Raw genomic sequence first — 26008 nt, 5'->3', positions numbered from 1 at the left:
GGCTAAAAACCTAATATCATCCCAAGCTTGCCTTGGTGAATGCAACGAGGAGGTGAACAAGATGGACCCTATTTGGACGGTGTTGATCTGTCTCGTTGTTGGCGTTATTTTCTTTGGGATTGGTTATTTTATTCGTAAGTCGATTGCCGAAGCCAAGATTTCCAGCGCTGAGCAAGCTGCTGTTCAAATCGTAGAGAATGCGAAGAAGGAAGCAGAAGCCCAGAAGAAAGAAACGGTGCTCGAAGCAAAAGATGAAATCCACAAACTCCGTACGGAGGCTGAAAAAGACATCCGTGAGCGGCGTAACGAGTCCTTGCGTCAAGAAAGACGCTTGCTCCAGAAAGAGGAGTCGCTGGATAAAAAGATAGAAGCGCTTGAACGCAAAGAAGAATTAGTTGCCAACAAAGAGAAACGGATCGATGAAACACAAGAACAAATTGAATCCATTTACAAGCAGCAGCTTAGTGAATTGGAGCGCATCTCCAGCTTGACTATGGAGGATGCGAAATCGATTATTTTGTCGAATGTGGAGCAAGAAGTGCGTCACGAAACAGCACAGATGATCAAAGAGATCGAGCAGCAAGCGAAAGAAGAAGCCGATCGAAAGGCGCGGGACATTATTTCACTCGCTATTCAACGATGTGCGGCGGATCACGTAGCAGAGACGACTGTATCGGTCGTTACCCTGCCTAACGAAGAAATGAAAGGCCGTATTATTGGACGTGAGGGCCGTAATATCCGTGCACTCGAAACATTGACTGGTATCGATTTGATTATCGACGATACACCGGAAGCGGTCATTCTGTCTGGCTTTGACCCGATTAGACGCGAAATTGCTCGGACTTCACTTGAGAAGCTTGTTGCAGATGGTCGTATACATCCGGCTCGCATTGAAGAGATGGTCGAGAAGTCCCGCAAGGAAGTGGACGAGCGGATTCGCGAATACGGCGAACAAGCTACTTTCGAAGTTGGGGTTCATGGTTTGCACCCTGATTTGATTAAAATTCTGGGACGTCTCAAGTATCGGACAAGCTACGGTCAGAACGTTTTGAAGCACTCGATGGAAGTTGCTTATTTGACCGGCCTTATGGCTGCAGAGCTTGGCGAAGATATCACGCTTGCTAAGCGCGCAGGCCTTCTGCACGATATCGGCAAGGCGCTTGACCACGAGGTTGAGGGCTCGCACGTTGAAATCGGCGTAGAACTGGCGAAGAAGTACAAGGAGCATCCTGTTGTAATCAACAGTATCGCTTCCCACCATGGTGATGTCGAAGCAACTTCCGTTATCGCAATGCTGGTAGGAGCAGCAGACGCCTTGTCTGCCGCACGTCCTGGCGCAAGACGCGAGACGCTTGAAACGTACATCAAACGCCTGGAGAAGCTGGAAGATATCTCGGAGTCGTTCGACGGCGTAGAGAAGTCTTTCGCCATTCAAGCGGGACGCGAAGTCCGTGTTATGGTTCAACCTGAGAAGATTGACGATACGGAAGCATTCCGGCTTGCACGCGATATTACGAAGAAGATCGAGAGTGAACTCGATTATCCGGGACATATTAAAGTTACGGTTATTCGTGAGACCCGTGCAGTTGAATATGCGAAGTAGATCACAAGCAAATAGCAAGAACGAAAAGTGGCTGCTTGTCAGCCACTTTTTTTGCATACTAAAGGAGTGACAGAGTGAACGTATTATTTATTGGCGATATCGTAGGAAGCGTAGGACGCAAAGCATTAAAGCAGGTGCTGCCGGCACTCAGAAGCAAGTATAACCCGCATATTATTATCGTGAACGGCGAGAACGCTGCAGCGGGCCGGGGTATCACGGCTGCGATAGCCCGCGAGTTTTTTGAATGGGGCGTTCACGGCATTACGATGGGCAATCATACTTGGGACAATAAAGATATCTTCGAATGGATTGACGATGAGCCGCGCATGGTGCGTCCGGCCAACTTCCCGGAAGGCACTCCAGGTCAAGGTCACGCGCTTATTAAAGCCAATGGCAAGCAACTCGCGATTATTAATTTGCAAGGCCGGACTTTCCTGCCTCCGATTGACTGCCCGTTCCGGAAAGCGGAAGAGCTGGTCGCGCTAGCGAAAGAGAAAACGAAAAACATTCTGGTGGATTTCCATGCGGAAGCGACCTCCGAGAAAATTGCGATGGGCTGGCATTTGGCTGGCCAAGCTTCGATTGTTGTTGGCACTCATACGCATGTACAAACCAACGATGACCGGATCCTGCCGGGTGGTACAGCCTACTTAACGGATGTAGGCATGACAGGGCCTCGCGATGGCGTACTCGGAATGGAGCGCAACGCTGTTCTGCACAAGTTCTTGACCCAGCTGCCAACACGCTTTGTGGTGGATGAAGGCGATTGGCATTTGCATGCGGTATCGGTTCAGATTGACGACGCCACGGGGCATGCGACTAAAATCCAGAAAATTCGCCTAACCGAAGATGACTGGCTGCTCATGCAGTAGTTATATGAATATTCTAAAAGTTTAGCCAATTCAGAATTGATATGAAAGTTATTGCGGGCATAGCAGGAATTTTTTAACCTCTCTCGAATACTATCTAAATAGTGGAATCCATCCATCATTCCCGAGGAGGTCCTTTTTCATGGAAGTATTAAAAGTTTCAGCAAAGTCCAATCCAAATTCCGTTGCAGGTGCGCTGGCCGGAGTTTTGCGTGAACGCGGCGCCGCTGAATTGCAAGCCATCGGGGCGGGTGCACTCAATCAAGCGATCAAGGCAGTAGCAATTGCTCGCGGATTCGTAGCTCCGAGCGGGGTGGATTTGATTTGCGTACCGGCATTTACTGACATTGTCATTGATGGAGAAGACCGAACAGCGATAAAACTGATTGTTGAGCCTAGGTAATATCTAACCGAATAAGGCTGGATTGTACCGGGTATTGAAACCTGTTTACGAAGTAGACAGGTTTTTTGCTTTGTTGAAGCTGGAGGAGTAAGCGGAGAGGTGATCGATTGTGTCATTTGGCATAGCGGATTTTCATTGCGATGTATTAAGCAAGCTGCTTGTGCATCCCCATCTGACTTTTCAAAAAAGTGAACCGGGTATGCTTGATGTAACGTATGAACGGTTAAAGGAATCGGGTGCCGTCCTTCAAACGTTTGCGGTATACATACCGGAGAAGCTGAACGGTTCAATCGAACCTATACTAGAGTGCATAGACCATTTTTATGAGAAGGTGCTTGCTTGTCCGGATATGAAGTTGATTCGCAATCAATCCGATCTGGCAGAAAGCCTCACTAACGGAAAGATTGGCGCTTTGCTATCACTGGAAGGCGTTGATGGCCTGCAAGGGAGTTTACCGATTCTAAGGCTCCTGCACCGGCTTGGCGTGCGGGCGGCAGGATTGACCTGGAACCATGCGAACTGGGCCGCAGACGGCGTTATGGAGCCCCGTGGAGGCGGTCTGACAGCCAAGGGGAAAGACTTTGTCGCCGAATGCGACAAACTGGGCATTCTAGTGGATGTATCCCACTTATCGGAACGAGCATTTTGGGATGTCGCCGATTTGGCCGAGAGAACGATTATTGCCTCCCATTCCAATGCAAAAGCGCTTCTCCAGCATCCCCGCAACCTGACGGATGACCAGATTAAGGCTATCATCGCTCTGCAGGGTCTTATCGGCATTACTTACGTGCCTTGGTTTGTAGCGGAGGGGGAGCAGGTATCGGTTGACGATGTGTTACGGCACATCGATCATGTCGGCGGACTAGGCGGGGAGAATCATATCATGCTTGGTTCCGACTTTGACGGAATCGACAAATATGTGAACGGACTGACCCATCCCGGAGAAGTGTACAGGCTGCGCGAAGCGCTTCTTAAACACTACTCGGAGGAGCAGACCAAACGGTTCCTGTCGGGTAATGCGCTTTCATTTTTGAATGAAAATCTGCCGGAGTAGCAAGCGACTCGCAACAAATCTGAATACGGTATATAAACAATCGAAAATGATTATCATTCATTAAACGTTTACATCTTGCAATTTTCAAACCGCACCTTTACACTTGGTTTGACTGTTCATTCATTATATAAATTATTGTTGGATATTGCCTTAGTAATGTACGCGGCTTAAGCCATCAAAAAGAGGAGATGGGCGTTTTGATTAGTCAATTGTCTTGGAAGATCGGAGGGCAACAAGGGGAAGGCGTCGAAAGTACGGACCGTATTTTTTCCACGGCGCTTAACCGGCTTGGGTATTACCTTTACGGATATCGTCATTTCTCGTCTCGGATCAAGGGCGGACATACAAATAATAAAATTCGAATCAGCACATATCCGATCCGGGCGATCTCCGATGATCTGGACATCCTCGTGGCGTTCGACCAAGAAAGCATAGATTTGAATGCAAAAGAGCTTCGCAGCGGCGGCGTTATCGTGGCAGATGCGAAGTTTAATCCCGTTGTACCGGAAGGAATCGATGCACGACTGTTCGCTGTTCCGATTACGGCAATGGCGGAAGAGCTTGGTACTTCCCTGATGAAGAACATGGTTGCTTCAGGCGCATCCTGGGCTTTGCTTGGTTTGCCTCTTGAGGTATTTAATAAAGCGGTAGAAGAAGAGTTCGGACGCAAAGGCGCGGCAGTCGTGGAGAAGAACATCGAAGCGGTTAAGCAAGGCGCCGAGTTCGTATTGGAGCAAGCGGGCGGACCGCTTAACGAATTCAAGCTGGAGGAGGCGGACGGCCGTCAGAAGCTGTTCATGATCGGCAACGAAGCGATTGGCCTCGGCTCCCTGGCTGCAGGCTGCCGCCTGATGTCCGCTTATCCGATTACGCCGGCATCCGAAATAATGGAATACCTGATCAAGAAGCTGCCGGCGCTTGGCGGTACCGTCGTTCAGACGGAGGACGAAATCGCGGCGGTAACGATGGCGATTGGCGCCAACTATGCGGGTGTGCGTACAATGACGGCTTCCGCGGGTCCCGGTCTGTCCTTGATGATGGAAGCCATCGGTCTTGCCGGTATGACGGAAACTCCGCTTGTAATCGTGGATACGCAGCGTGGCGGCCCATCGACGGGGCTGCCTACCAAGCAGGAGCAATCCGATCTTAACGCAATGGTCTACGGCACTCACGGGGAGATTCCGAAGATCGTTATCGCTCCGGCGTCGATCGAAGACTGCTTCTATGATATGATCGAAGCTTTCAACCTTTCGGAGCAATATCAAGTGCCGGTTATCGTGATGACCGACCTTCAGCTGTCGCTCGGCAAGCAGTCCTGCGAGCCGTTTGATTTCCAATCGATTCAAATCAACCGCGGCAAGCTCCTTCAGGAAGCGCCGGAACTGGAAGCACAGCAGCTGTTCAAGCGTTACGAATTGACGGAGGACGGCGTATCGCCGCGCGTATTGCCTGGCGCTAAGAACGGTATCCACCACGTAACCGGGGTTGAGCATGACGAAACGGGCCGTCCTTCCGAAAGCGCCGTTAACCGCCAGAATATGATGGATAAACGTCTGAACAAGCTGAACGGCTTACAAATTCGCGACGGTCTTCGCATCGATGCGGCTAACGATACGCCGGATCTTCTGATTATCGGCATGGGCTCTACGGGCGGAACGATCGATCAAGCCCGCGAATGGCTGGCTAACGACGGAATTACTTCGAATCATATTACGATCCGTCAAATTCACCCGTTCCCGACGGAGCAACTGATTCCTCACCTGCAGCAAGCGAAGAAAGTGGTTGTTATCGAGAACAACGCAACCGCACAGCTCGCCGGCCAAATTAAGATGCATGCGGGCTTCGCGGAGAAGATCCGCAACCTGCTGAAATATGACGGTAATCCGTTCCTGCCATCCGAAGTTTATAAAGCGTGCAAGGAGTTGGACTAATCATGGCAACATTTAAAGAGTTTCGAAATAATGTGAAGCCGAACTGGTGCCCGGGCTGCGGAGACTTCTCCATCCAAGCCGCTATTCAGCGCGCAGCAGCTAACGTGGGCCTTGAGCCGGAAGACCTTGCGGTGATTTCGGGTATCGGCTGCTCCGGCCGTATTTCCGGTTATATCAATGCTTACGGCCTTCACGGGATACACGGCCGCGCATTGCCAATCGCGCAAGGCGTTAAGCTTGCCAACCGCGAGCTGACCGTTATCGCATCGGGCGGCGACGGAGACGGGTTTGCGATCGGGATGGGACATACCGTTCATGCTATTCGCCGCAACCTGAATATTACGTATATCGTAATGGATAACCAGATCTACGGTCTGACTAAAGGCCAGACATCGCCCCGCAGCGCGGAAGGCTTCAAAACGAAGTCGACGCCTGAAGGATCGATCGAATCAACATTGTCGCCGCTTGAGATTGCGATGTCAGCAGGCGCCACGTTTGTTGCCCAATCGTTCTCGAGCGATTTGAAACAGCTGACGGCTCTGATCGAAGCGGGTATCAAGCATGAAGGCTTCTCTCTAATCAACGTGTTCAGCCCATGCGTTACGTTCAATAAAATCAACACTTACGATTGGTTCAAACAAAACATCGTGAACCTGGAGCAATTCCCGGATTACGATCCTTCGAACCGCATTATGGCGATGAACAAGATCATGGAAACTGAAGGCATGCTGACGGGTCTGATCTATCAGAACACGCAGCGCAAATCGTACGAGGATATGATCAGCGGCTTTGGCACTGACGCGCTTGCGAAGCAGGAGCTTTCCTTGTCGGAAGAACAGTTCAATAAGCTTGTGGCCGAATTTAAATAAGTGTATGATGGGCATACGGCATTTTTATCAACTGCCGTATGCTTTTTTTAAACTTTAAGGAAGTATAAGTTTTTATCTATACCGTGCTTATATTTCATTCGCGAAACGTACGCTGCTCCTCCTAAGGACGGCGCAGCCGTTTACGCTTGTTACCCTACATAGATACAAAGGAGTAGAAACATATGGAACAAAAATTGGTGCCCGTAGGCGTATCGGCAAGACATATTCACCTTTCTGCGGAGCATGTCGCTATATTATTTGGAGCTGGCAGCGAACTCACGGAAGCGAAACCATTGTCCCAGCCGGGGCAATACGCGGCGAACGAGACGGTTGCGGTTATCGGTCCAAAGGGCTCCTTCCCGAAAGTGAGAATTTTGGGTCCGGTACGCAATGCCACCCAGCTGGAAGTATCGCGTACGGATGCTTTTGCCCTGGGCATTAACCCTCCTGTCAGAGAATCCGGCAACATCCAAGGATCCGCAGGCATCACAATCAAAGGTCCAGCAGGCGAGGTTGCGATTGAAGAAGGCGTTATCGTTGCGGCACGCCACATTCACTTCCATACAACCGATGCGGAAAAATGGGGAATCGCCGACAAGCAGCACCTGAAGGTTCGCTTCCAAGGCGAGCGCGGAGTCGTATTCGAGCAGGTTGTTGCCCGCGTATCACCGGATTTTGCGCTGGATATGCATATCGATACGGATGAAGCGAATGCGGCAGGCATCAAAAATGGCGATACGGCTGAAATCATCGAATAGGAGCCTAGCATAGGCTGATTTAAAAGGCTGACAAGCGATCCCGTATCGTTGGTCGGCCTTTTTTGAATTTTAAGCGGTTTATAAAGTTTTTTTAAACATTGCTTAGAATTCTACGGATGGAAACGCGCCACCGCCTAAGGACGCTGAAATGGATATCCTTGCTATAGTTGTGCTATAATTTTTTAATGGGCAAAGATATGATTAAATTAAAGGGCAAACCGCAATATTTCATGTAGAGGGAAGTGTGAACAACCATGTCAAAGGGGAACACGGCAGCTCAATCCGACAAGGTTAAAGACTATTCCAAATACTTTGACTTCTCGGATGCTAAAGTGCTAAGCGAGGAAGACGGGGTAACGACCTACCGCATTAAGGGCAGGAACGTACAGATTAACTCCACTCCGAACTATAAAGACGAAAAGAAACGCGGTAAAGAAGACATAGAGGTTCATTACGATTTCTCGATTCCGGAAGAGCTGCAAAACATCGGCAAAGGGAAATTCTACTTAATACAAACATACGGCTGCCAAATGAACGAGCATGACACGGAAGTAATGAAGGGCATGTTCGAAGAGATGGGTTATACCGGAACCGAAGACCGCATGCAGGCGGACGTCATTCTTCTGAATACTTGCGCGATTCGAGAGAATGCCGAGGATAAAGTATTCGGAGAGCTTGGACATCTCAAAACTCTCAAGCTGCAAAAGCCGGACCTGCTGCTAGGAGTTTGCGGTTGTATGTCGCAGGAAGAGTCGGTTGTGGGCAAAATTCTGCAAAAGCATGCTTTTGTGGACATGATCTTTGGCACGCATAACATTCACCGTCTGCCGCACCTGCTGCAAAACGCTTATTTCAGCAAGGAGATGGTTGTTGAGGTATGGTCCAAGGAAGGCGACATTATCGAGAATATGCCGAAGAAACGGGACGGCATGCGTGCATGGGTGAACATTATGTACGGCTGCGACAAGTTCTGTACGTATTGCATCGTTCCTTACACGCGCGGCAAAGAGAGAAGCCGCCGTCCGGACGATGTCATTGCGGAAGTACGCGAGCTGGCACGCCAAGGCTTCAAGGAGATTACTTTGCTAGGTCAAAATGTAAACGCCTACGGGAAGGATTTTGAAGACATTTCTTATCGCTTTGGCGATTTGATGCACGATATTTCAAAGATTGACATTCCGCGTATCCGCTATACGACAAGCCATCCTCGGGATTTCGACGATCATCTGATCGAGGTGCTGGCGCAAGGCGGCAATCTGGTCGAACATATCCATCTGCCGATTCAATCGGGCAGCACGGAAGTGCTGAAGCGGATGAGCCGGAAGTATTCCCGGGAACAAATTTTTGAGCTTGTGGCGAAAATCAAACGGGCGATCCCCAATGTGTCCCTCTCAACCGACATTATCGTAGGTTTCCCGGGCGAGACGGACGAACAGTTTGAGGATACGATGACCTTGGTCCGCCAGGTTGGTTTTGATTTTGCCTATACCTTCATCTATTCGCCGCGCGAAGGCACTCCTGCTGCAGGTATGGAAGATAACGTGCCGATGGATGTGAAGAAGAATCGCTTGAAGCGGCTGAATGAGCTGATGGCCGAGCTTGGCCGCAGAAGCAATGAACGGATGGAAGGCGAGATTGTCGAAGTGCTGGTGGAAGGCGAGAGCAAGAACAATCCGAATATTTTGGCCGGCCGGACGCGCACGAATAAGCTGGTGCACCTGGAAGGTCCAAAAGAATGGATCGGACAATTTATACATGTTCGTGTAACGGAAGCAAAAACATGGTATATTAAAGCGGAACCGTTGGCGAATTCCGCCAGCAACGTATCCTAAAACCGACTCAAATTAGTGGGAGAGATGATAGATGTCCGAACAACAGACTGCAGTTAATTCGCACCATGACCATGAACATGGTTGCAATGTCCCGAAATTCAATACCCGCGATTTTCTGGTCCGTGAAGATATTATGCACAAGGCGAAGGAACTGGCGGATCTTATCTTTACATCCGAGGAAGTTCAGCAGTACCGCCGCGCCGAGAAGCAGATTCAAGGCAATGATCGCGTTCAATCGCTGATCGCGCTTATCAAGAAGAAGCAAAAAGAAGTCGTTGCATTCGAAACAACGTTCAAAAACGAGCAAATGGTGAAGAAGATCGAAGGCGAAATGGAAACCCTTCAAGACGAGCTGGACGGCATTCCGATCGTATCGGAGTTCCAGCAAAGCCAGACGGACATCAACTATTTGCTGCAGCTTGTTATTTCGATCGTGCGCGATACGGTATCCGAGAAAATCAATGTCGAGGACGCTACGGTAGAAGCGCCGGCTGAATGCGACTAGAATAAAGAGAGAGGCGGTCTGAATCAGAACGCTTCTCTTTATTTTTCCCTATTTTTTTGGCGAACTCTCATAATATCCCCGAGAATGTGCCAAAATGAACTGTCGGAGCATGTAAGCCCTAAAAACCAATTAGAATAGGAGAAATACGACATGAATCCATTTACATACTATAATCCGACTCGCCTTCACTTTGGTGAAGGGCAGTTGAAGCAGCTTCCCCTCGAAGCGGCTAAGCTTGGCAAACGCGTTCTGCTTGTTTACGGCGGAGGAAGCATTAAGCGAAACGGTCTTTACGAGCAAGTACTCGCAAAGCTGGATGAAGCGGGTTGTACGGTTACCGAATTGAGCGGCGTTGAACCTAACCCGCGTCTGTCGACGGTCCATCGCGGAGCCGAGTTATGCCGCTCCGAGTCGATCGACTGGGTGCTGGCTGTCGGCGGCGGCAGCACGATTGACTGCGCGAAAGCAATTATAATTTCGGCGAAATACGAGGGCAGCTTCTGGGATGTCGTAACGCGCAAAGCAAAGCCGGAAGCAGCTCTTCCGCTTGGCACTGTGCTTACGCTTGCGGCAACGGGCTCCGAGATGAACTCCGGTTCGGTTATTACCAATCAAGAAACGCTTGAGAAGCATGGCTGGGGCAACGTGCTGGCTTATCCGACGTTCTCCATCCTTGATCCGGTATTTACGGCTAGCGCACCAAAAGATCATACCGTCTACGGCATGGTAGATATGATGGCTCACGTTTTGGAGCAATATTTCCATCATGATGCGAATACTCCTGTGCAAGACGGCTTCTGCGAAACGATTCTGCGCACCGTCATTGCGACAGCTCCGGGTCTAGTGAACGATCTGACAAACGTGAAGCTGCGCGAGACGATTCTGTATTGCGGTACAATGGCGCTGAACGGAACTTTGTCGATGGGCGTTATCGGCGACTGGGCGAACCATGACATGGAGCATGCGGTGTCCGCGGTGTACGATATTCCTCATGGCGGCGGCCTCGCCATTTTGTTCCCGAACTGGATGAACTATGTGGTGGAAGACAACGTGGCACGCTTTAAACAGTTCGCGGTAAATGTATTCGGCGTTAACGCCGAAGGCCGTAACGATCTTGAAGTAGCTCGTGAAGGAATTGCGAAGCTCCGCGAGTTCTGGAATTCGATTGGCGCTCCGTCGCGCCTCGCGGATTACGGGATCGACGACAGCCGACTGGAAGAGATGGCGGAGAAAACAACCGGAAGCGGTACCCGCGGCAACTTCCGCAAGCTGACGAAGGAAGATGTCGTCGCGATTTATCGTTTATCGCTTTAATGATATAAGGTTGATAGGCAGATCAGGCGAACCTGGTCTGCCTTTTTTATTTTCCGTGGAATGGAGGGTTTTCCTAAATGGACGTCGTATTTCCGTATCCATAGAGCAGATCGAAAGGGGAAGTGGCATGATTCGATATCCGCAGCTTCAAAAAGGAGCCGTAATCGGGGTAACCGCGTTTTCATCGGGAATTGGAACATAGCTTCACCCGATGCTGAAGCTGGTTGCGGCCATGTTCCTCCTCAGATTACCTTTGTTAACGGAGCTTATGCCGAAATTGAAGCCGGTAACGGAAAAGGAACGGTAAGGCAGACTTTCATTCCTTAATGGGGTTAATTAATAAGAATGCTAAAAGCGGCTGTGCAGGATATGATCTGGCGCAGCCGCTTTTGTTTTAAGTATTTATTATATCGTTGTATGAACCTGGCTGCCGTCCTGTGCGGAATGGATTGACGATTGAATTCTAAGAATGTATGGTTTGAGAGACAGCACGATAACAGCCGCAACAAAAGATTTGATCGCGTCACCGGGCAGGTAAGGATAACAGCCGGCCGTCATGGCTTTGCCAAAATCAAGACCGGTTACATGCATCAGCCAAGGTACGCCGGGTACATAAGTAAGGAAAGAACCAAACAGCTCAAACACGATAAATAACGCGATAAAACCGACAATCCGGTTACGCATAAGAGCTTCGCTGCGGAAGATGGCTTGCGTTGCAAAGCCGACCAGCAGTGCGCTGAACGGGAAGGCAAAGATAAATCCGCCCGTATGCCCGGTCAAGGTCTCCAGACCACCCCTGCCGCTTAATAGAGGAAGGCCGGTTGCCGTTAGGGCTATGACGATCCAAAGCGAGATAAAGCTTTTGCGAGGGCCCAGAATGGCGCCGGCAAGCGTGACTGCAAGCGTCTGAAGGGTAATAGGCACATAGGAACCAACTTTGATCTGAATGGCGCTCATTACAATAAAGAGAGCGGCGAATAAGGCGATAAATACGGTGCTTCGAATATTACTGCTGGTGCGCATGGCGGATCGACTCCTTTAGTGATTGCGTTTTAAATGTTAACCGTTTATAGTTTATTTAGGTTAACAAATCGGATTTTAGCACAGCTTTTTCATTTGGGGAAGAGGTTGAAGGAATGTTTTCGGAAAAAAATTTGGCAGAGCTGACCAAGGTGTCAGTCAAGCCGCTTACATACGGGGAGCAAATGAAGGCCCAGCCATTTCTGTTGCGCAATGTGACGTTAACGATAGCTGAGGGCGAATGGATTAACCTGATTGGCAGAAACGGAAGCGGGAAAAGCACGCTGGCGAGGCTGATCGCCGGTTTTGGCGCTTTTCAGGTGGAAGGCAAGGTTAAGAAGGATCAATCGCGGTTCATAACGGGTCAGGTTCCAATGGTGCTGCAGCAGCCGGATGCTTCCATGGTGGGTTCTACTCCCTGGGAAGATGTCGTGATGATGCTGGAGCAGCATGGCGTAGAAGGAAACGGGATAGCGGCTCTCTCGGAGGATGCCCTTCGTCAGACTGGTCTGCATGCCCGCATGCATCAACCGGTGGAATCGTTGTCCGGCGGACAGAAGCAGCTGACGGCAATTGCGGGCTGCCTTGCCGTCCAGACCCCGATGCTGATTCTGGATGAAGTAACGGCAATGCTGGACCCGGAAGCTTGTATCTATGTGATGGAAAAGGTTAGAGAGCTGAACAACCGCGGGGTAACGGTCATCTGGATTACGCAAAAGCTGGAGGAGCTTGCTGCCGGCGACCGTGTCCTGGCGCTGGAGCAAGGAGAGCTCCGGTTCGATGGAACGGCGGAACGGCTGTTCGAGCGACGTTCTGCCGGGGAAAGCAGTCCATGCGAGAAGCTGGGCTTTTCTGCTCCTTACGTTATTCAGACGGCCTGGGAGCTTGAGAAGCTTGGGGTAAAGCTTGATCCGCTGCCTATGACGCCCGAGATGCTTGCGAAGGCGGTGACAGCGGTATGACGGGAGATTGGAAGCTAAAGCAGGTAGCGGTTGCCGCGGCCAATGAGCCGGACAAGCTGCTGTTAAGCGAAATTAACCTGACCTTCCGTAAAGGAGCGATTACTTTGCTTGTTGGTCACAACGGTTCGGGCAAATCAACGCTGCTGGAGACAATGGCGGGTTTGCGGCGTTTAACCGGCGGGCAAATCGATCAAGGCAACGAATCGCTTTGGACCAACATGGGGAAAAAGCAGCGGTTGAATAAAACGATTGTGATGAGAACCGGCATTGCCCTTCAACAATCCGAATCGCAATGGTTCGCATCGACGGTAAGGGAAGAGTTCGACTACTCCTTGAAACCTTATGGACTGCAGACGGAAGAGAAGGAAAGCCGCATACAAAAAGCAATGGAGCAGGCGGGACTGCCTAGGGAGCTGCTGGAGCGCGATCCTTGGACGCTAAGCGGCGGGCAGCAGCGGAGGCTTGCCATGGCCTGCCTGATGGCATGCGAGCCGGAATGGCTGCTGCTCGACGAGCCGACGGCGGGGTTAGACGCCGACGGCATCCGCCGCTTATGCGCGATCCTTGACGCGCATAGGGCGGCGGGGCGCGGAGCGGTCGTGGCCACGCACGACCTCGACGCGCTGCTGCCGCTCGCGGACGAGGTCGCCGTGCTTGCCGGCGGCTCCGTCCGCGAAGCGGCTCCCGCGGCGTCGTGGGCGGAGCACCACGCCGCAGACGCCGCCGCGCCGCAGGCGCAGCGCGCGCTGGCGCAGCTGCGCGCGACAGGCTTTGCGCCGCCGGCTGCGCCAGGCGGCGCGCCGTGGCCGGCGCCGCGCGAGCTCGCGGCGCTGCTGGCGGCGCAGCGCGCCGCCCACGGCGCAAGGACGGCGGAACGCCCGTCCTTGCGAGCCGCTGCCGCAAGTGCTGCTGCACCAACATCGGCAGCAGCACTTGCGCCGGAGCCACAGGCTCCGCCCGCTGCGGCTCCGCCCGCTACGGCTCCGCCTGCTACGGCTCCGCCTGCTACGGCTCCGCCTGCTACGGCTCCGCTCGCATTGGCTCCGCCCGCTACGGCTCCGCCTGCAGCGGCTGCGCTCGCTGCGAGGTTCGATCCGAGGGCGTTAATCGCCGCTTACCTCTTGCTCGCCACAACCATCCTGCTCCAGCACAGCTGGGCGGGGCTGGCTGTTGCAACGGCCATTTCCCTTGCGGTGATCATCCCGCTGCGGGCACAAATAAGGCCCTGGATGAAAGCCATCCGGGCCTACGTCATCATGACGGCGGTAATCGCCATTATTTCGGGCGTGCATTTTGCGCCATTTACCTTTGATTGGGAAGCCGCCCTTCAGACCATCCAGCGCTTCAGCGGTTTGCTGCTTGTAATGATGCTAGGGCTGCCTCTTATGGGGCTCGTGACGCCGCTGCGAGTCCAGCGAAGCTTGGAGCAGACGTTTGGCTGGCTGAGCCGGTTCAAAGTCCCCGTGATGTCCATCGCGCTTACGGTAACCCTGATTTTCCGCTTTATACCGCTGCTTGCGGGGGAATGGGAGCGTTACGTGAAGATCGCGCATGCGCGGGGTAAAGTCACAACGGCCGCCCGTTCGCTTCCGTTCCGGATGCTGCTGCCTGCCATGGTGCCCTACATCCGTTCCTTGCTGCGCATGGCTGAGCAAATGGCGGATGCGCTTGAAGCCCGCGGGATCGGTCATCCGCTTGCGAAGCCAACGCAAGGGCTGAGATTGAAGTTCAGCAGGGAGGATATCGGCATCGTTATCTCTGCGGCTGCCGCTGCAATCATTCTTTTTTTAATTAGATAATAGCATTAATTGTTAATGGACTTAATTAATTTGCGATCCGAACGGTAATAGACCAGACAAAGCACGGCGGCGATAAAACCAAACATCCCGCCAAGCGCAAACCCGCTGTTTAACCCCCAGCTTTCGTTCAGCCAGCCCGCAAGAAATGGTCCGGCGAACATGCCTGCCGCGTAGACCGCCTGGTACAGACCCATAGCGGTAGCGCGGCCGGGAGGATCCACGTCTCGGATCGCAAGCCCAAGCAGAAGAGGGATATGCAAGCCCTGCGCAAATCCGTTAATCATTTGCGTAAGCATAAGAACCCAGATGGAATGCACATAGCAGATCGAGACGGTGCAGATGGCGCTTAGAATAAATCCGGTGCCAATCGTCGTCCAATTACCGAAGCGCGGCGCAAACCATCTGGCCGTAAACATGGAAGCGAGGGCATGCGGCGCCATAAAAGCGAATACGAGTAACGTAAGCTCGAGTCCGCTGCCGCCCATGTCCTCCGCTTTTAACGGCGTAAATCCGAACATCGTAATGAACAGCACGCAATGCGCGAGCAAAGAGAGCAGGGCGACCTGCAGCAGCAGCTTCGTCCGGATTACGCTTTGAATCTTCGAGAACGATATTCCGCTCCGCTCATGAAGCGGTTTGGCCGGCTCGTGAATGATAAGCGCCAGCAAAAGCCCCAATGCTCCGATTACCGCCCCAAGCACAAAAGGAGCATCCGCTCCAAATCCCTCGGACATCCAGCCGCTTAACAGCATCCCGATCATTTGGCCGGACACGGTCATTACGCTAATATTTCCCATCGCCTTCGTGGCATCCTCCGCCGCGAAATAATTCGCGTACATCACCGTAAAAGCAACCCAAGTCGATGCGCATAACCCCGCCATCGCTCGCCCCGCAAGCGGCCACAGCCAGCTTCCCGGAATGATGAACAGAAGACAGCTGACACTGGCGGCAAGCATGCCGAGCAGGATAAATGGCTTTCTTTTACCGTAGCGGTCCGACAACATCCCTAGCGGAAAACGGATTAACAGCTGGACAAAGCCATAACTGCCAAGCACAACCCCGATTAAATCAAGCGAAAGCCCTCTCGAGCTCAAATAAGGCGACAAAGTCGGCACGTATGTATACATCGCAATCCAGAACATTAACGTTACCGTCATAAAAAGTAGTCGCTGCGATCGTGTTGATGGTTCCATTCTGGCTACCTCCCTCATATAAATCTACTTTATAAGACATGCCACGCACCTGTCACGGTATTTTTTGGCCTCAGGTAACTTTTTGCCGGGCGAAAACGTTATAGGTGATGGTTATGTTGAATTCCTATTTATTCAAGGAGTGCCAGGTAATGGATGATCAACTAACCGGGAAACGCAAGTTGCTGCGTGAGCTGAGAGAGTGGCTGATTTCGCTTACGGCTGCCATCATCATCGCCTTGCTGTTCCAAAACTATGTTTACGCGCAGGCAGAGGTACATAATATCTCGATGCAAAAAACGCTTGTGGAAGGCCAGCGCCTGATCGAAAACAAATGGTCCTACCGTTTCAAATCCCCGGAGCGTGGAGATATCGTTATTATCCATGGTCCGGAGAGCCCCTTGCGTTTGGTGAAAAGAGTCATAGGCGTGCCAGGCGATGTTATCGATGTCCGGGAAGGAATGGTCGTCTTGAACGGGCAGCAGCTAAATGAGACTTACACCGAAGGGATAACGAAGCCGGGCGGGATGCAATTCCCTTACACGGTTGCCCGGAAAGAGCTTTTTGTTCTTGGCGACAACCGCGAGCATAGCGTCGACAGCCGGTCAATCGGGCCGATTGCCTTTTCCAGCATTGAAGGGAAGGCAGTATACCGGATATGGCCGCTTAACAAAATTGGACTTCTGTAAAGGAGAGAAGAGGGAAGTTGAATAATCAGATGCAGCATCGGCCCGTCAAACGTTCGTACCTGCGACTGCAGGCGGGTAAATGGTGGTTTACGAATAAAAGGCGGGTAAAATGGCTGTTCAGCGCCGGAAAGCTAGCGCGAATCAATAATGATCTGTCCTTGCCGTATGTGGTATTCACTCACGCAACTCCTCTTAGGAGACAGCTTCGAAATGTAGACATGTGGCTGCAGACCAACAAAGTGATCAATTTGCGGCTGGCGGCAGAGAAGTTGAATGGCATCGTATTGATGCCCGGCGAAACCTTCTCCTATTGGCGGGCCATAGGCAAACCGACAAGAAGGAAGGGTTATGTGGACGGCATGATTTTATTTTATGGCGGATATAAGTCCGGAATAGGCGGCGGGTTATGCCAGATGTCCAATCTCATCTATTGGATGACGCTGCATACCCCACTGCAGGTCACTGAGCGGCACAGGCACAGCTATGATGTCTTTCCGGACGCCGGGCGGACGCAGCCATTCGGAAGCGGGGCAACCTGTGCATACAATTATCTGGATCTGCAGATCCATAATCCGACGCAGCAGCCTTTTCAGCTGATCGTAGGTCTTACGGAAGAGAAGCTGGTTGGCGAGTGGCGCTCTTCTCTTCCGGTGAATTACCGGTATGAAGTCGTGGAAAAGGATCACCGGATCGAGCTGAAGCCATGGGGCGGTTACGTCAGAAGCAATTCGATCTATCGCAGGAAATACGCGCTGGATGAAGGGGAGCTGCTGGACGAGGAGTTCGTGACGGGCAATGAAGCCGTTATGATGTATGCCCCTATGCTTGAACCCGTGTGAAATAGAATAGCATGTATGCCCGCCTCCGCGAACAGCCACACTAACGGGAGTACCAAAAATGTGGTCAGGGAGGTGGCAGTATGGGATTCAAAAAAGGCAGACTATTGATCTATATGGTGATTGTCGCTTTATTTGCGATTGCGGTGCCTTCAGCGGCGTATGCGGAGCCGTCTTATGCCAAATACGGTAAAATCGCGATGGAGGAAACCGCAAACAAATATCCGGATGCCGATATTATCGATTACAAATACGAGGGACATTTCACCGCCTCGGATTCCAGGACGGAAGAGCGGTTTAAGTTATGGCTTAGAGGCAGCGGTGCCGAATTTGGGGTACGCGTCCATATTTTTGTGGCAGCAGATACCGGCCAAGTAAGAGATGTTCGGATTGAGGAGCTCAGCGGCTGAAATCGACCGCAACTCCGTATCCTAAATTTATCAAGCACTGATTTTCCTTAGTACTGAATGAAACGTTTTTTCGCACGCAACGTATTCCTCTTATTATCGGCTTAACTATTATCGGGAGGGGTCATTTTATGTTAGTAACAACAACCGCAGCGATTGAAGGACGTCCGATTATCGAATATTCCGGCATTGTAACCGGCGAAGCGATTATGGGGGCCAACGTTGTCCGCGACTTTTTCGCATCCATTACGGATATTGTGGGAGGACGTTCAGGGGCTTACGAGAGCAAGCTGAAGGAAGCAAGGGATGTTGCGTTTGAAGAAATGAAAAACCAGGCTTTCCGCATGGGAGCAAATGCGATCGTTGGCATTGATATCGACTACGAGGTCGTGCGCGACGGTATGCTGATGGTGGCCGTCAGCGGCACGGCTGTTCGTATCTGATAGAAGGTTGGGAAAGAAGCTTCTCATTGCCGGGAGGCTTCTTTTTCGTTACAATGCTTAAAGAAAGCGCTAGGGATGGCGGGCAATGACAGGAGGCGGGCAAGGCATGGATTTTATGTCCTCGTTAGTAGAGCAGCGGATTAAGGAATCCATGGCGAAAGGCGAGTTTGACGACCTGAAAGGGAAAGGCAAACCGCTGGAACTGGAGGATAACTCCCATGTACCGGAGGAGCTCCGGGTTGCCTACAAGCTTCTTAGCAACGCCGGAATGATTCCGGAAGAGATGGTTGTGAAGAAGGAAATCGTCAGCCTCCGCGACATGATCCGCCTATGCCGGAATCCGGATGAACAAGCCGTTCTCAAGAAGAAGCTGACGGAGAAAGAGCTGAGGTTCAAGATGCTCATGGAAGCGCGCGGACTCCGGCAATCGCCGGTTTTTCAGCAATATGAATCGAAGATTCTGAAGAAATACGAAGGAGTGGAATGAAGTGTACCCAGAGATTACGCCAGCCGAAGTTGAAGAGCGCCTGAAAAACGGCGAGAAGCTGAATCTGATTGACGTGCGCGAAGATGACGAGTGGGAAGCAGGACATATCGCGGAAGCGGTCAGCGTTCCTCTCTCGCAATTCGGCGAGCGCTACGAAGAGCTGCCGAAGGACCAGGCTCTGATCATGGTTTGCCGCAGCGGCGGACGCAGCGGAAGAGCTTGCGATTTCCTTCATGCCCAAGGCTATAACGTAACCAACATGACCGGAGGCATGCTCGCCTGGAATGGCGATGTCGCATACGGCAAATAAAAGGTAAAGCGTGCTTGTTAGGCGGCAATGGCCCCCTCAAGCACGCTTTTTTAATTCTACATCCCCCATTCGAATCATATAGATTAACGCAGGAGCTTGTTCAATTACGGCGGTAGAATGGACAAGCGGAAGGCGGGTGAGCTGTATGGACGAGAAGGGAATTACGATCGATTTATCCGTGCAAGGAATGAGCTGCACCGCTTGCGCGGCCAGAATAGAGAAGAATGTCGGAAAAATGCCAGGCGTTGAAGCCGTAGCGGTCAGCTATTCGGCACGTACGGCCTGGGTGCAATATAAGCCTGGAATGATTGAGCCGTCAGCCATCATGCAGCAGATCGCCAAGCTGGGCTTCAAAGCTGATCTGCCCGAAAATGCGAAGGAAGGCTTCGAGAAGGAACGAAGCCGGCTGCGGCTGAGATTGATCATCTCCATGATTCTAACTGCGCCTCTGCTCTCGGCGATGGTACAGCATCTGGCTCCGTTTGCCCGGATTGAGCTTCCCGAGCTTCTGACCAATCCGTGGCTCCAGCTGGTTCTTGCGACCGTTATCCAGTTCGTCATAGGTCTGCCGTTCTATATCGGGGCCTATCACGCCATCCGGTCGCGGGCGACCAATATGGATGTCTTGGTGGCAACCGGAACCTCGGCTGCTTATTTGTACAGTCATTTTCTCGTATTTAATGCGGATCGGACCGCTTTGTACGCCCACGAGGTTCCTCTGTATTTCGAGACATCCGCAGTCGTCATAACGGCCGTGCTGCTTGGCAAGTTTATTGAAGCCTCCGTTACTTCGCGCGCGCAGCAGGATGCCTCGGGATACAGCAAGCTGCTGAATACGGTAGTAAAAGTGGAGCGGGCCGGCGTAGAAATGGAAATCAAGACGGAGTTTGTCCGGGAGAACGATTACGTACTTGTGCCTGCCGGACAGATTATTCCCGTTGACGGCGTTATTGCAACCGGAGAATCGGAAATTAACGAGTCCTTGTTGACGGGCGAGAGCGTTCCGCTTGCCAAGCGCCCCGGCGACCAAGTATGGGCAGGGACTCGGAATGAAAGCAGCAGCCTCCGTATCCGTACAACCGCTGCCGGTTACGCCACCATGCTGAGCCGGATTGTTGATCTCGTCAGGCAGGCGCAACGTTCGAAGTCGCTGATTCAGCGGCAGGTCGATGCGGTATCGGCTTGGTTTGTACCGGCGATGCTGCTTCTCTCGTTAGGTACGTTTGTGATTTGGGTTTCGGCTGTTGAACCGGGCAATTGGACGACGGCCTTCCGTTGTGCCGTCGCGGTTGTATTGGCGGCTTGCCCATGCGCTCTCGGACTCGCAACTCCGATTTCCCTTGTCGTAGCCTCGGGGCGGCTCGCCAAAAGAGGGATTGTGGTAAAGGAAGCGGGTGCGCTTGAACGGCTGGCGCAGCTTAACATGCTTGTGCTTGATAAAACGGGAACGTTAACGGAAGGAAAACCGAAGATCGGCAGCATGCACGTTACGCAGGGGAGCAAGCAGGGACTCTTGAGGCTTGCAGCCGCCGTGGAAGCCAATTCGACTCATCCGCTAGCCGTCGCCATTCGGGCGGAGGCCGTGCAGACCGGCCTGGTTCCTCCTGCCGCAACCGATTTCTCCTATACGACAGGCAAAGGGGTAGAAGCATCGGTAGAGCAGAGGAGAATAGGAATCGGCAATGCCGGGTTTGCCGCACTGAAAAAGTGGGGCATCGGCAGTCCAACTATTCAAAGATTCGCGGAAGAACGCCAGAAGCTTGGGGAAACGGTGCTGTACGTAGCGGATAATAATCGAGTAATTGGAGCTATATCCTTCATCGATGCGGTAAAGGCTTTTGCCAAACCGGCCGTAACGCAGCTTCGGAAAGCAGGAGTAACCGTGGTTCTGGCAACGGGAGATCATCCTGCGCCTGCTTTGAGCGCGGCCCAAACGGCGGGGATCGATCCTTCAAAGGTCTATGCCAATATGCTGCCCGAAGATAAATTGGAGCTGGTGGACCGCCTGAAGGAGCAGGACTACAAGGTCGGAATGGCCGGGGACGGCTGGAATGACGCTCCGGCACTAGCCGCGGCGGATGTAGGCCTCGCGATGGGAGACGGTACGGATGCGGCATTAACAGCCGGTCACATTACGCTTCTCCAGCCCCGGATGACCGCTATTCCGGAGGCTTTGCTGATCAGCCGTCTAACGGTGCGCAATGTTCGGCAGAATCTGACTTTCGCTTTCATCTATAACGCGCTTATCATTCCGTTTGCCGCTTGCGGCATGCTTCAGCCGTGGATGGCAGGTACGGCAATGGCCTTCAGTTCGGTATCGGTGGTGGGTAACGCGATCAGGCTTGGAGCAAGATTAAGAAGAGCTGCTGGACAATTCTAGAATATGGGTGGTATAGTTACGTTGGTCGAAAACGAATAAATCATGGAACAGGTGCTGCAGGAGCCGACAGGCTTTTGCAAGCTTAATAGGGAAGTCCGGTTAAAATCCGGCACGGACCCGCCACTGTAAGAAGCGGTCTAATTTTATTTAGACCCGTGTGCCAGCTTACGTCACTGAATGCAAAATTCGGGAAGACGCTGGCGCTACTGCTTCAAGTCAGGAGACCTGCCTGTTCGCATAACGCTATACCTACGCGGAATTAGGGAAGTGTTGGAATGAAGGAAACCGTCTTTTTTTGCGCGCAAGCAAAAAGGACTTCCGGCATTTCCGGCACCTTTGCCGGGAATGCCTTTTTTTGTTTTCGATTCAAGATAAATAGAAGGGGTGCTTGGAAACTATGGTTGGGAGAAACAAAAGATTGTCGAAATTAATGCTGGCAATGTTGATGACCGCAATTCTGGTCTTTATGGCGGCATGCGGCGCTAACAAAGCGAACACGAACGATGCGGGGAATACGGGGAATGCCAACGCGTCGGCATCGCCGGTTCAAAGCGAGCAGCCAGCCGAAAGCCCGGCAGTGGAGACGGTATATCCGTTTAAGGTGACGGATGCTACGGGAACGGAATTGACGTTTGAGAAAGCACCAACGAAGGTCGTATCTCTCGCGCCAAGCGAGACGGAAGTTCTTTATGCGGTCGGCGCAGGCGAAGAAGTTGCCGGCGTTGACAGCTACAGCAATTATCCGGAGGAAGCGGCGTCCAAGCCTAAAGTAGGCGACATGACGACCAATATCGAAGCAGTCGCGGCTCTTAATCCCGATCTTGTAGTGGCTTCCTCTTCGATGAATACCGATGCGGTCGAGCAGCTTCGCAAGCTGAACATTACGGTTCTTGCCACGGACCCGAAAACTTACGATGAAACAATTGCCAAAATCGAGACAATCGGTAAAATAATGAATAAGAACACGGAAGCTGCGCAAGTTGCAACGCATATGCGCGATGTGAAGCAGCAGGTGACGGATGCCGTGAAGGACGCTCCGAAAAAGCTGGTTTACCTGGAATTCTCGCCAGGCTGGACGGTAGGTTCCGGCACGTTCCTGGATGAACTGCTTACGATTGCCGGCGGTACGAACGTGGGCGCTTCGCAAGCAGGCTGGTATGAAGTTAGCGCGGAAGAAGTCGTGAAGCAAAACCCTGAAATTATCCTTTATCCTGATCTGGGAGAGGATCCGAATCCAATCGTTACCGGAATAAACAGCCGTCCAGGCTGGGATGCGATTGATGCGGTGAAGAACAAGCAGATGTTCGAAGTTGGCAATGACGAGACTTCACGCGTAGGTCCGCGTCTTGCGGATGCCCTGCTGCAGGTTGCGAAAGCTCTTCACCCGGATCTTGTGAAGTAGATGAAAAGAAAATTAGCGGTCTATGGAGGAGCAGCTTTGCTCCTTCTTGCTGTTTCTATCGTTCTAAGTTTGTCGATTGGGTCCTCCATGCTCCCGTTTGCCGATGTATGGGGAATCCTCTGGCATCAGCTTCCTTGGACGGATGACGCCGGAAGTCATTGGAGTACCGGAGAGATCGCGATTGTTACGCAGGTCAGATTGTCACGCGTGCTGCTAGGCGTGCTTGTTGGCGCGTGTCTCGGGCTTGCCGGAGCGGGCTTTCAAGGCGTGCTCCGCAATCCGCTTGCCGATCCGTATACGTTAGGGGTATCATCCGGCAGCTCGGTAGGGGCGGCTTTTCTTATTTTGTTTGGTTATCAAGCCGTGCTGGGCGAATGGACGATTCCGGTTGTTGCTTTTATGACGGGAACGCTGACGCTGCTCGGCGTCTTTTTCCTGGCGCGCAGCAGAGGCGTCATGCAGATTGAGACTTTGATCCTGTCCGGTGTCATCATTCAATCCTTCTTAGGCGCGTTTGTATCGTTTATGGTATCGATGTCTGACGAAGTCATTAACCAGATTCTGTTCTGGCTGATGGGCTCTTTGGCTATGAAAAACTGGGCGGACGTGTATATTGTGCTTCCGTGCCTTGTGATTGGCTTGCCGATTTTATTTGCATACGGACAAGCGCTGAATCTATTTGTGCTTGGCGAGAGGCATGCGGCACATCTGGGAATCCGGGTTGAACGGACAAAGCTGATCGTTCTGATCGGCTCGACGCTGCTTACCGCGGCGGCGGTGTCGGTCAGCGGAGTTATCGGGTTCGTAGGCTTGGTTGTGCCGCATCTCATCCGGTTAATGGTTGGTCCCGATTACCGGCTGCTGATTCCGCTCTCGGCGATTGGCGGAGGGATATTCGTGTTATGGTCCGATACGCTAGCAAGAATAGCCCTTGCCCCGAAAGAAATTCCGCTAGGGGTCGTAACCGCTTTACTAGGCGCGCCATTCTTCGCGTATCTGCTGTACCGGCGCAAAAAAGGACAGGAGGGCTATTAATGATCTCGGTTCAACAAGTGAGCAAGAAAGTTAACGGCCGTTCTGTCCTGGAGAACCTCTCGTTTAAGCTTGAGCCCGGCCGGATTCATGGCATTATCGGGCCAAACGGCGTAGGGAAGTCAACGCTGCTGCAGCTATTATCAGGCGTGACAAAGCCTTCTTCGGGCGATGTCAGCTTATCCGGCGTGAATCTGTCGAATTATTCCCGCAAAGCGCTCGCGAGACGTTTGGCGGTGCTGCAGCAAGGCGGGTTGCCCCCAGCGGGCTTTACCGTCCGTCAAGTGGTTGAGATGGGACGTTTTCCTTATCAGAATTGGTTTGGCGATGAGCGGGAGGATCATTCTGCACTAATCGATTTCACGCTGGATTCGATGGGGCTGACGCCTTTGTCGAACCGGCCTCTTGATCAGCTAAGCGGCGGGGAGCGTCAGCGGGTAGCTCTAGCGAAGGTGGTGGTGCAGGAGCCGGAGGTTATTTTGCTGGATGAGCCAACGACATATCTGGATATCGGTTATCAAGTGCAGCTGCTGGATACCGTACGGCAGTGGCAGCAGGAACGCAATTTGACCGTTGTAGCGGTTCTGCACGATCTGAATTTGGCTTCCCTGTATTGCAATCGGATACTCGTCTTGCATAAGGGCGGAATAGCGGCAACGGGTGCTCCTGCGGAGGTGCTTAGCGTTGACCTGATTCGTGAGGTTTATCAGACGGAGGCATCGATCGTGAAGCATCCTTTAACCGGTACGCCTCAAATTTTATTGCAGCCGAAGCAACAGGATGCCGGCAGATTAATTGAAATGACATAGAGTTGTACATACGGAGAGGAGAAAACATTGTGGCAAATGAATTAGCTGCCGAGTTACAACAGATTATCGAACGAATCAGACCTTTCCAGGAACAGGCTGTAATTGAAGCAAAGGCGCATTCCGATCAGCTGACAAAGCCAACCGGCAGTCTCGGGAAGCTTGAAGAGATTGCTTTTCGCTTAGCCGGGATTTCAGGCAGTCTCTGGCCGGATTTGAGCCGCAAAGCGGTAGTCGTGATGGCTGGAGATCACGGCGTGTGCGAGGAAGGGGTCAGCGCGTATCCGCAAGAAGTGACTCCGCAAATGGTCCTTAATTTCTTAAGCGGCGGAGCGGCGGTAAACGTACTCGCGCGACAGGCGGGAGCCGATGTCTATTGCGTGGATATTGGCGTAAACGCCGAGCTTGAGCATCCGGGGCTGATCAGCCGGAAGGTGGTTCGAGGAACTGCCAATATGGCAAAGCAGCCTGCGATGAGCAGGGAGGAAGCGCTTCGGGCTATTATGGCAGGCGTTCAAGTAGCTAATGAATTAGCTGAAAAAGGCTACCGGCTGTTCGCAACGGGAGAGATGGGAATCGGCAACACGACCCCAAGCGCGGCTCTGACAACCGTATTGACGGGATTAGCGCCCGAATTATCCGTTGGCAGGGGAACCGGCATTAATGATGAAAGCTGGCGGCATAAGATTGAAGTCGTGAAACGCGCTATTGCCGTTAATAAGCCCAATGCCTCGGATCCGCTTGATGTACTCGCCAAGGTAGGCGGTGCGGAAATTGCGGGCTTGGCCGGATTTATCATCGGCGCGGCTGCAAACGGCTGTCCGGTTGTCGTTGACGGGTTTATTTCCTCGGTTGCCGCTCTGGTGGCCGTTCGGCTGGCAGAGCAGGCGAAGCCTTATTTGTTCGCCTCCCATTTGTCCCAGGAACAAGGGCATGCGGTTGTACTGGAGTCAATGGGGCTGTCTCCGATGATTCAGCTCGATATGCGGCTTGGAGAAGGAACGGGCGCCGTCTTGTGCTTCCATTTCGTTGATGCCGCCTTAAAGCTGATGCAGGAAATGGCGACCTTCTCAAGCGCCGGAGTTTCCAGGGAGTAGGTGAGGCGAA

25 protein-coding genes and 1 riboswitch are annotated in these 26008 nt (G+C 52.2%); of the genes, 23 read left to right on the top strand and 2 right to left on the bottom strand.

The features are described from left to right. Positions 1-61: 61 nt before the first annotated feature. The 10 genes from rny to WFJ73_RS06115 all read left to right on the top strand — a co-directional run bounded on the left by rny (position 62) and on the right by WFJ73_RS06115 (position 11138). On the top strand, positions 62-1603 hold the full coding sequence (gene rny / locus WFJ73_RS06160) for a ribonuclease Y (protein WP_015844954.1): 1542 nt from the start codon (positions 62-64) through the stop codon (positions 1601-1603). A 74-nt stretch (positions 1604-1677) separates the two neighbouring features. Next, a complete protein-coding gene (locus WFJ73_RS06155; protein WP_336772216.1) occupies positions 1678-2475 on the top strand; it encodes a TIGR00282 family metallophosphoesterase in 798 nt (265 codons plus the stop codon). A 139-nt stretch (positions 2476-2614) separates the two neighbouring features. Continuing rightward, positions 2615-2875, top strand: a complete 261-nt coding sequence (locus WFJ73_RS06150) for a stage V sporulation protein S (protein WP_005550495.1) — start codon at positions 2615-2617, stop codon at positions 2873-2875. A 109-nt stretch (positions 2876-2984) separates the two neighbouring features. Continuing rightward, the gene (locus WFJ73_RS06145; RefSeq protein WP_336772215.1) at positions 2985-3929 is read left to right on the top strand and encodes a dipeptidase; all 945 of its coding nucleotides are present in this window, start codon (positions 2985-2987) and stop codon (positions 3927-3929) included. A gap of 197 nt (positions 3930-4126) precedes the next feature. Continuing rightward, a complete protein-coding gene (locus WFJ73_RS06140) occupies positions 4127-5860 on the top strand; it encodes a 2-oxoacid:acceptor oxidoreductase subunit alpha (RefSeq protein WP_336772214.1) in 1734 nt (577 codons plus the stop codon). A gap of 2 nt (positions 5861-5862) precedes the next feature. Beyond that, positions 5863-6729 (top strand): 2-oxoacid:ferredoxin oxidoreductase subunit beta, encoded by an 867-nt coding sequence (locus WFJ73_RS06135; protein ID WP_336772213.1) that lies wholly within the window; start codon positions 5863-5865, stop codon positions 6727-6729. Positions 6730-6911: 182 nt separating this feature from the next. Next, positions 6912-7487 carry a phosphate propanoyltransferase gene (gene pduL / locus WFJ73_RS06130; protein ID WP_336772212.1) on the top strand — a complete coding sequence of 192 codons (576 nt, stop codon included), beginning with the start codon at positions 6912-6914 and terminating at the stop codon, positions 7485-7487. A gap of 254 nt (positions 7488-7741) precedes the next feature. Continuing rightward, a complete protein-coding gene (gene miaB, locus WFJ73_RS06125; RefSeq protein WP_336772211.1) occupies positions 7742-9319 on the top strand; it encodes a tRNA (N6-isopentenyl adenosine(37)-C2)-methylthiotransferase MiaB in 1578 nt (525 codons plus the stop codon). Between the two features lie 31 nt (positions 9320-9350). Continuing rightward, a complete protein-coding gene (locus WFJ73_RS06120; RefSeq protein WP_336772210.1) occupies positions 9351-9824 on the top strand; it encodes a RicAFT regulatory complex protein RicA family protein in 474 nt (157 codons plus the stop codon). A 150-nt stretch (positions 9825-9974) separates the two neighbouring features. Continuing rightward, positions 9975-11138, top strand: a complete 1164-nt coding sequence (locus tag WFJ73_RS06115; RefSeq protein WP_336772209.1) for an iron-containing alcohol dehydrogenase — start codon at positions 9975-9977, stop codon at positions 11136-11138. A 405-nt stretch (positions 11139-11543) separates the two neighbouring features. On the opposite strand, the gene WFJ73_RS06110 is transcribed toward WFJ73_RS06115, so the two are convergent. After that, entirely contained in the window at positions 11544-12161 is a 618-nt protein-coding gene (locus WFJ73_RS06110) for a biotin transporter BioY (protein ID WP_336772208.1), read from the bottom strand. A 113-nt stretch (positions 12162-12274) separates the two neighbouring features. Here WFJ73_RS06110 and WFJ73_RS06105 point away from each other — a divergent pair, with 113 nt between their 5' ends. Then, positions 12275-13120, top strand: a complete 846-nt coding sequence (locus WFJ73_RS06105) for an ATP-binding cassette domain-containing protein (protein WP_336772207.1) — start codon at positions 12275-12277, stop codon at positions 13118-13120. Beyond that, on the top strand, positions 13117-14919 hold the full coding sequence (locus WFJ73_RS06100; protein WP_336772206.1) for an ATP-binding cassette domain-containing protein: 1803 nt from the start codon (positions 13117-13119) through the stop codon (positions 14917-14919). Before WFJ73_RS06105 ends, WFJ73_RS06100 begins: the two co-directional genes overlap by 4 nt. A 5-nt stretch (positions 14920-14924) precedes the next feature. Here the strand turns inward: WFJ73_RS06100 and WFJ73_RS06095 are convergent, their stop codons facing one another. After that, on the bottom strand, positions 14925-16112 hold the full coding sequence (locus WFJ73_RS06095) for an MFS transporter (protein WP_336772205.1): 1188 nt from the start codon (positions 16110-16112) through the stop codon (positions 14925-14927). A 149-nt stretch (positions 16113-16261) separates the two neighbouring features. On the opposite strand from WFJ73_RS06095, the gene lepB reads away from it, so the two are divergent. The 11 genes from lepB (at position 16262) to cobT (ending at position 25998) form a co-directional block, all read left to right on the top strand. Next, the gene (gene lepB / locus WFJ73_RS06090; RefSeq protein WP_336772204.1) at positions 16262-16798 is read left to right on the top strand and encodes a signal peptidase I; all 537 of its coding nucleotides are present in this window, start codon (positions 16262-16264) and stop codon (positions 16796-16798) included. A gap of 29 nt (positions 16799-16827) precedes the next feature. Further along, positions 16828-17637, top strand: a complete 810-nt coding sequence (locus WFJ73_RS06085) for a VanW family protein (protein WP_336773070.1) — start codon at positions 16828-16830, stop codon at positions 17635-17637. A gap of 80 nt (positions 17638-17717) precedes the next feature. After that, positions 17718-18044: a YqzG/YhdC family protein gene (locus tag WFJ73_RS06080; protein WP_336772203.1), complete on the top strand. Its 327-nt coding sequence runs from the start codon at positions 17718-17720 to the stop codon at positions 18042-18044. A gap of 128 nt (positions 18045-18172) precedes the next feature. After that, positions 18173-18484 carry a YbjQ family protein gene (locus WFJ73_RS06075; RefSeq protein ID WP_317981937.1) on the top strand — a complete coding sequence of 104 codons (312 nt, stop codon included), beginning with the start codon at positions 18173-18175 and terminating at the stop codon, positions 18482-18484. Positions 18485-18590: 106 nt separating this feature from the next. Continuing rightward, positions 18591-18971, top strand: coding sequence for a DnaJ family domain-containing protein (locus tag WFJ73_RS06070; protein WP_336772202.1), 381 nt, complete (start codon positions 18591-18593; stop codon positions 18969-18971). A 1-nt stretch (position 18972) separates the two neighbouring features. After that, positions 18973-19281 (top strand): rhodanese-like domain-containing protein, encoded by a 309-nt coding sequence (locus WFJ73_RS06065; protein ID WP_201000397.1) that lies wholly within the window; start codon positions 18973-18975, stop codon positions 19279-19281. 145 nt (positions 19282-19426) lie between these two features. Then, entirely contained in the window at positions 19427-21661 is a 2235-nt protein-coding gene (locus WFJ73_RS06060; protein ID WP_336772201.1) for a heavy metal translocating P-type ATPase, read from the top strand. Positions 21662-21693: 32 nt separating this feature from the next. Continuing rightward, positions 21694-21908, top strand: a riboswitch (cobalamin riboswitch). A 171-nt stretch (positions 21909-22079) separates the two neighbouring features. Continuing rightward, entirely contained in the window at positions 22080-23063 is a 984-nt protein-coding gene (locus WFJ73_RS06055; protein ID WP_336772200.1) for an ABC transporter substrate-binding protein, read from the top strand. Next, entirely contained in the window at positions 23064-24098 is a 1035-nt protein-coding gene (locus tag WFJ73_RS06050) for a FecCD family ABC transporter permease (protein ID WP_336772199.1), read from the top strand. Further along, positions 24098-24904 carry a heme ABC transporter ATP-binding protein gene (locus WFJ73_RS06045; RefSeq protein ID WP_336772198.1) on the top strand — a complete coding sequence of 269 codons (807 nt, stop codon included), beginning with the start codon at positions 24098-24100 and terminating at the stop codon, positions 24902-24904. Before WFJ73_RS06050 ends, WFJ73_RS06045 begins: the two co-directional genes overlap by 1 nt. A gap of 26 nt (positions 24905-24930) precedes the next feature. Further along, positions 24931-25998, top strand: a complete 1068-nt coding sequence (cobT, locus tag WFJ73_RS06040) for a nicotinate-nucleotide--dimethylbenzimidazole phosphoribosyltransferase (RefSeq protein ID WP_336773069.1) — start codon at positions 24931-24933, stop codon at positions 25996-25998. Positions 25999-26008 lie beyond the last annotated feature (10 nt).

The sequence above is a fragment of the Paenibacillus sp. MMO-58 genome (genome assembly GCF_037146255.1).
GTDB lineage: Bacteria > Bacillota > Bacilli > Paenibacillales > Paenibacillaceae > Pristimantibacillus.
Note: the sequence above shows the minus strand (reverse complement) of the source record. Positions and strands in the feature narration are given on the sequence as shown.

Bases quoted from the DNA above. Each gene is read 5' to 3' on its own strand.
- rny (WP_015844954.1), top strand. From the start codon at position 62: ATGGACCCTATTTGGACGGTGTTGATCTGTCTCGTTGTTGGCGTTATT.
- WFJ73_RS06150 (WP_005550495.1), top strand. From the start codon at position 2,615: ATGGAAGTATTAAAAGTTTCAGCAAAGTCCAATCCAAATTCCGTTGCA.
- WFJ73_RS06135 (WP_336772213.1), top strand. From the start codon at position 5,863: ATGGCAACATTTAAAGAGTTTCGAAATAATGTGAAGCCGAACTGGTGC.
- pduL (WP_336772212.1), top strand. From the start codon at position 6,912: ATGGAACAAAAATTGGTGCCCGTAGGCGTATCGGCAAGACATATTCAC.
- miaB (WP_336772211.1), top strand. From the start codon at position 7,742: ATGTCAAAGGGGAACACGGCAGCTCAATCCGACAAGGTTAAAGACTAT.
- WFJ73_RS06120 (WP_336772210.1), top strand. From the start codon at position 9,351: ATGTCCGAACAACAGACTGCAGTTAATTCGCACCATGACCATGAACAT.
- WFJ73_RS06115 (WP_336772209.1), top strand. From the start codon at position 9,975: ATGAATCCATTTACATACTATAATCCGACTCGCCTTCACTTTGGTGAA.
- WFJ73_RS06110 (WP_336772208.1), bottom strand. From the start codon at position 12,161: ATGCGCACCAGCAGTAATATTCGAAGCACCGTATTTATCGCCTTATTC.
- WFJ73_RS06105 (WP_336772207.1), top strand. From the start codon at position 12,275: ATGTTTTCGGAAAAAAATTTGGCAGAGCTGACCAAGGTGTCAGTCAAG.
- WFJ73_RS06100 (WP_336772206.1), top strand. From the start codon at position 13,117: ATGACGGGAGATTGGAAGCTAAAGCAGGTAGCGGTTGCCGCGGCCAAT.
- WFJ73_RS06095 (WP_336772205.1), bottom strand. From the start codon at position 16,112: ATGGAACCATCAACACGATCGCAGCGACTACTTTTTATGACGGTAACG.
- lepB (WP_336772204.1), top strand. From the start codon at position 16,262: ATGGATGATCAACTAACCGGGAAACGCAAGTTGCTGCGTGAGCTGAGA.
- WFJ73_RS06085 (WP_336773070.1), top strand. From the start codon at position 16,828: ATGCAGCATCGGCCCGTCAAACGTTCGTACCTGCGACTGCAGGCGGGT.
- WFJ73_RS06080 (WP_336772203.1), top strand. From the start codon at position 17,718: ATGGGATTCAAAAAAGGCAGACTATTGATCTATATGGTGATTGTCGCT.
- WFJ73_RS06075 (WP_317981937.1), top strand. From the start codon at position 18,173: ATGTTAGTAACAACAACCGCAGCGATTGAAGGACGTCCGATTATCGAA.
- WFJ73_RS06070 (WP_336772202.1), top strand. From the start codon at position 18,591: ATGGATTTTATGTCCTCGTTAGTAGAGCAGCGGATTAAGGAATCCATG.
- WFJ73_RS06060 (WP_336772201.1), top strand. From the start codon at position 19,427: ATGGACGAGAAGGGAATTACGATCGATTTATCCGTGCAAGGAATGAGC.
- WFJ73_RS06050 (WP_336772199.1), top strand. From the start codon at position 23,064: ATGAAAAGAAAATTAGCGGTCTATGGAGGAGCAGCTTTGCTCCTTCTT.
- WFJ73_RS06045 (WP_336772198.1), top strand. From the start codon at position 24,098: ATGATCTCGGTTCAACAAGTGAGCAAGAAAGTTAACGGCCGTTCTGTC.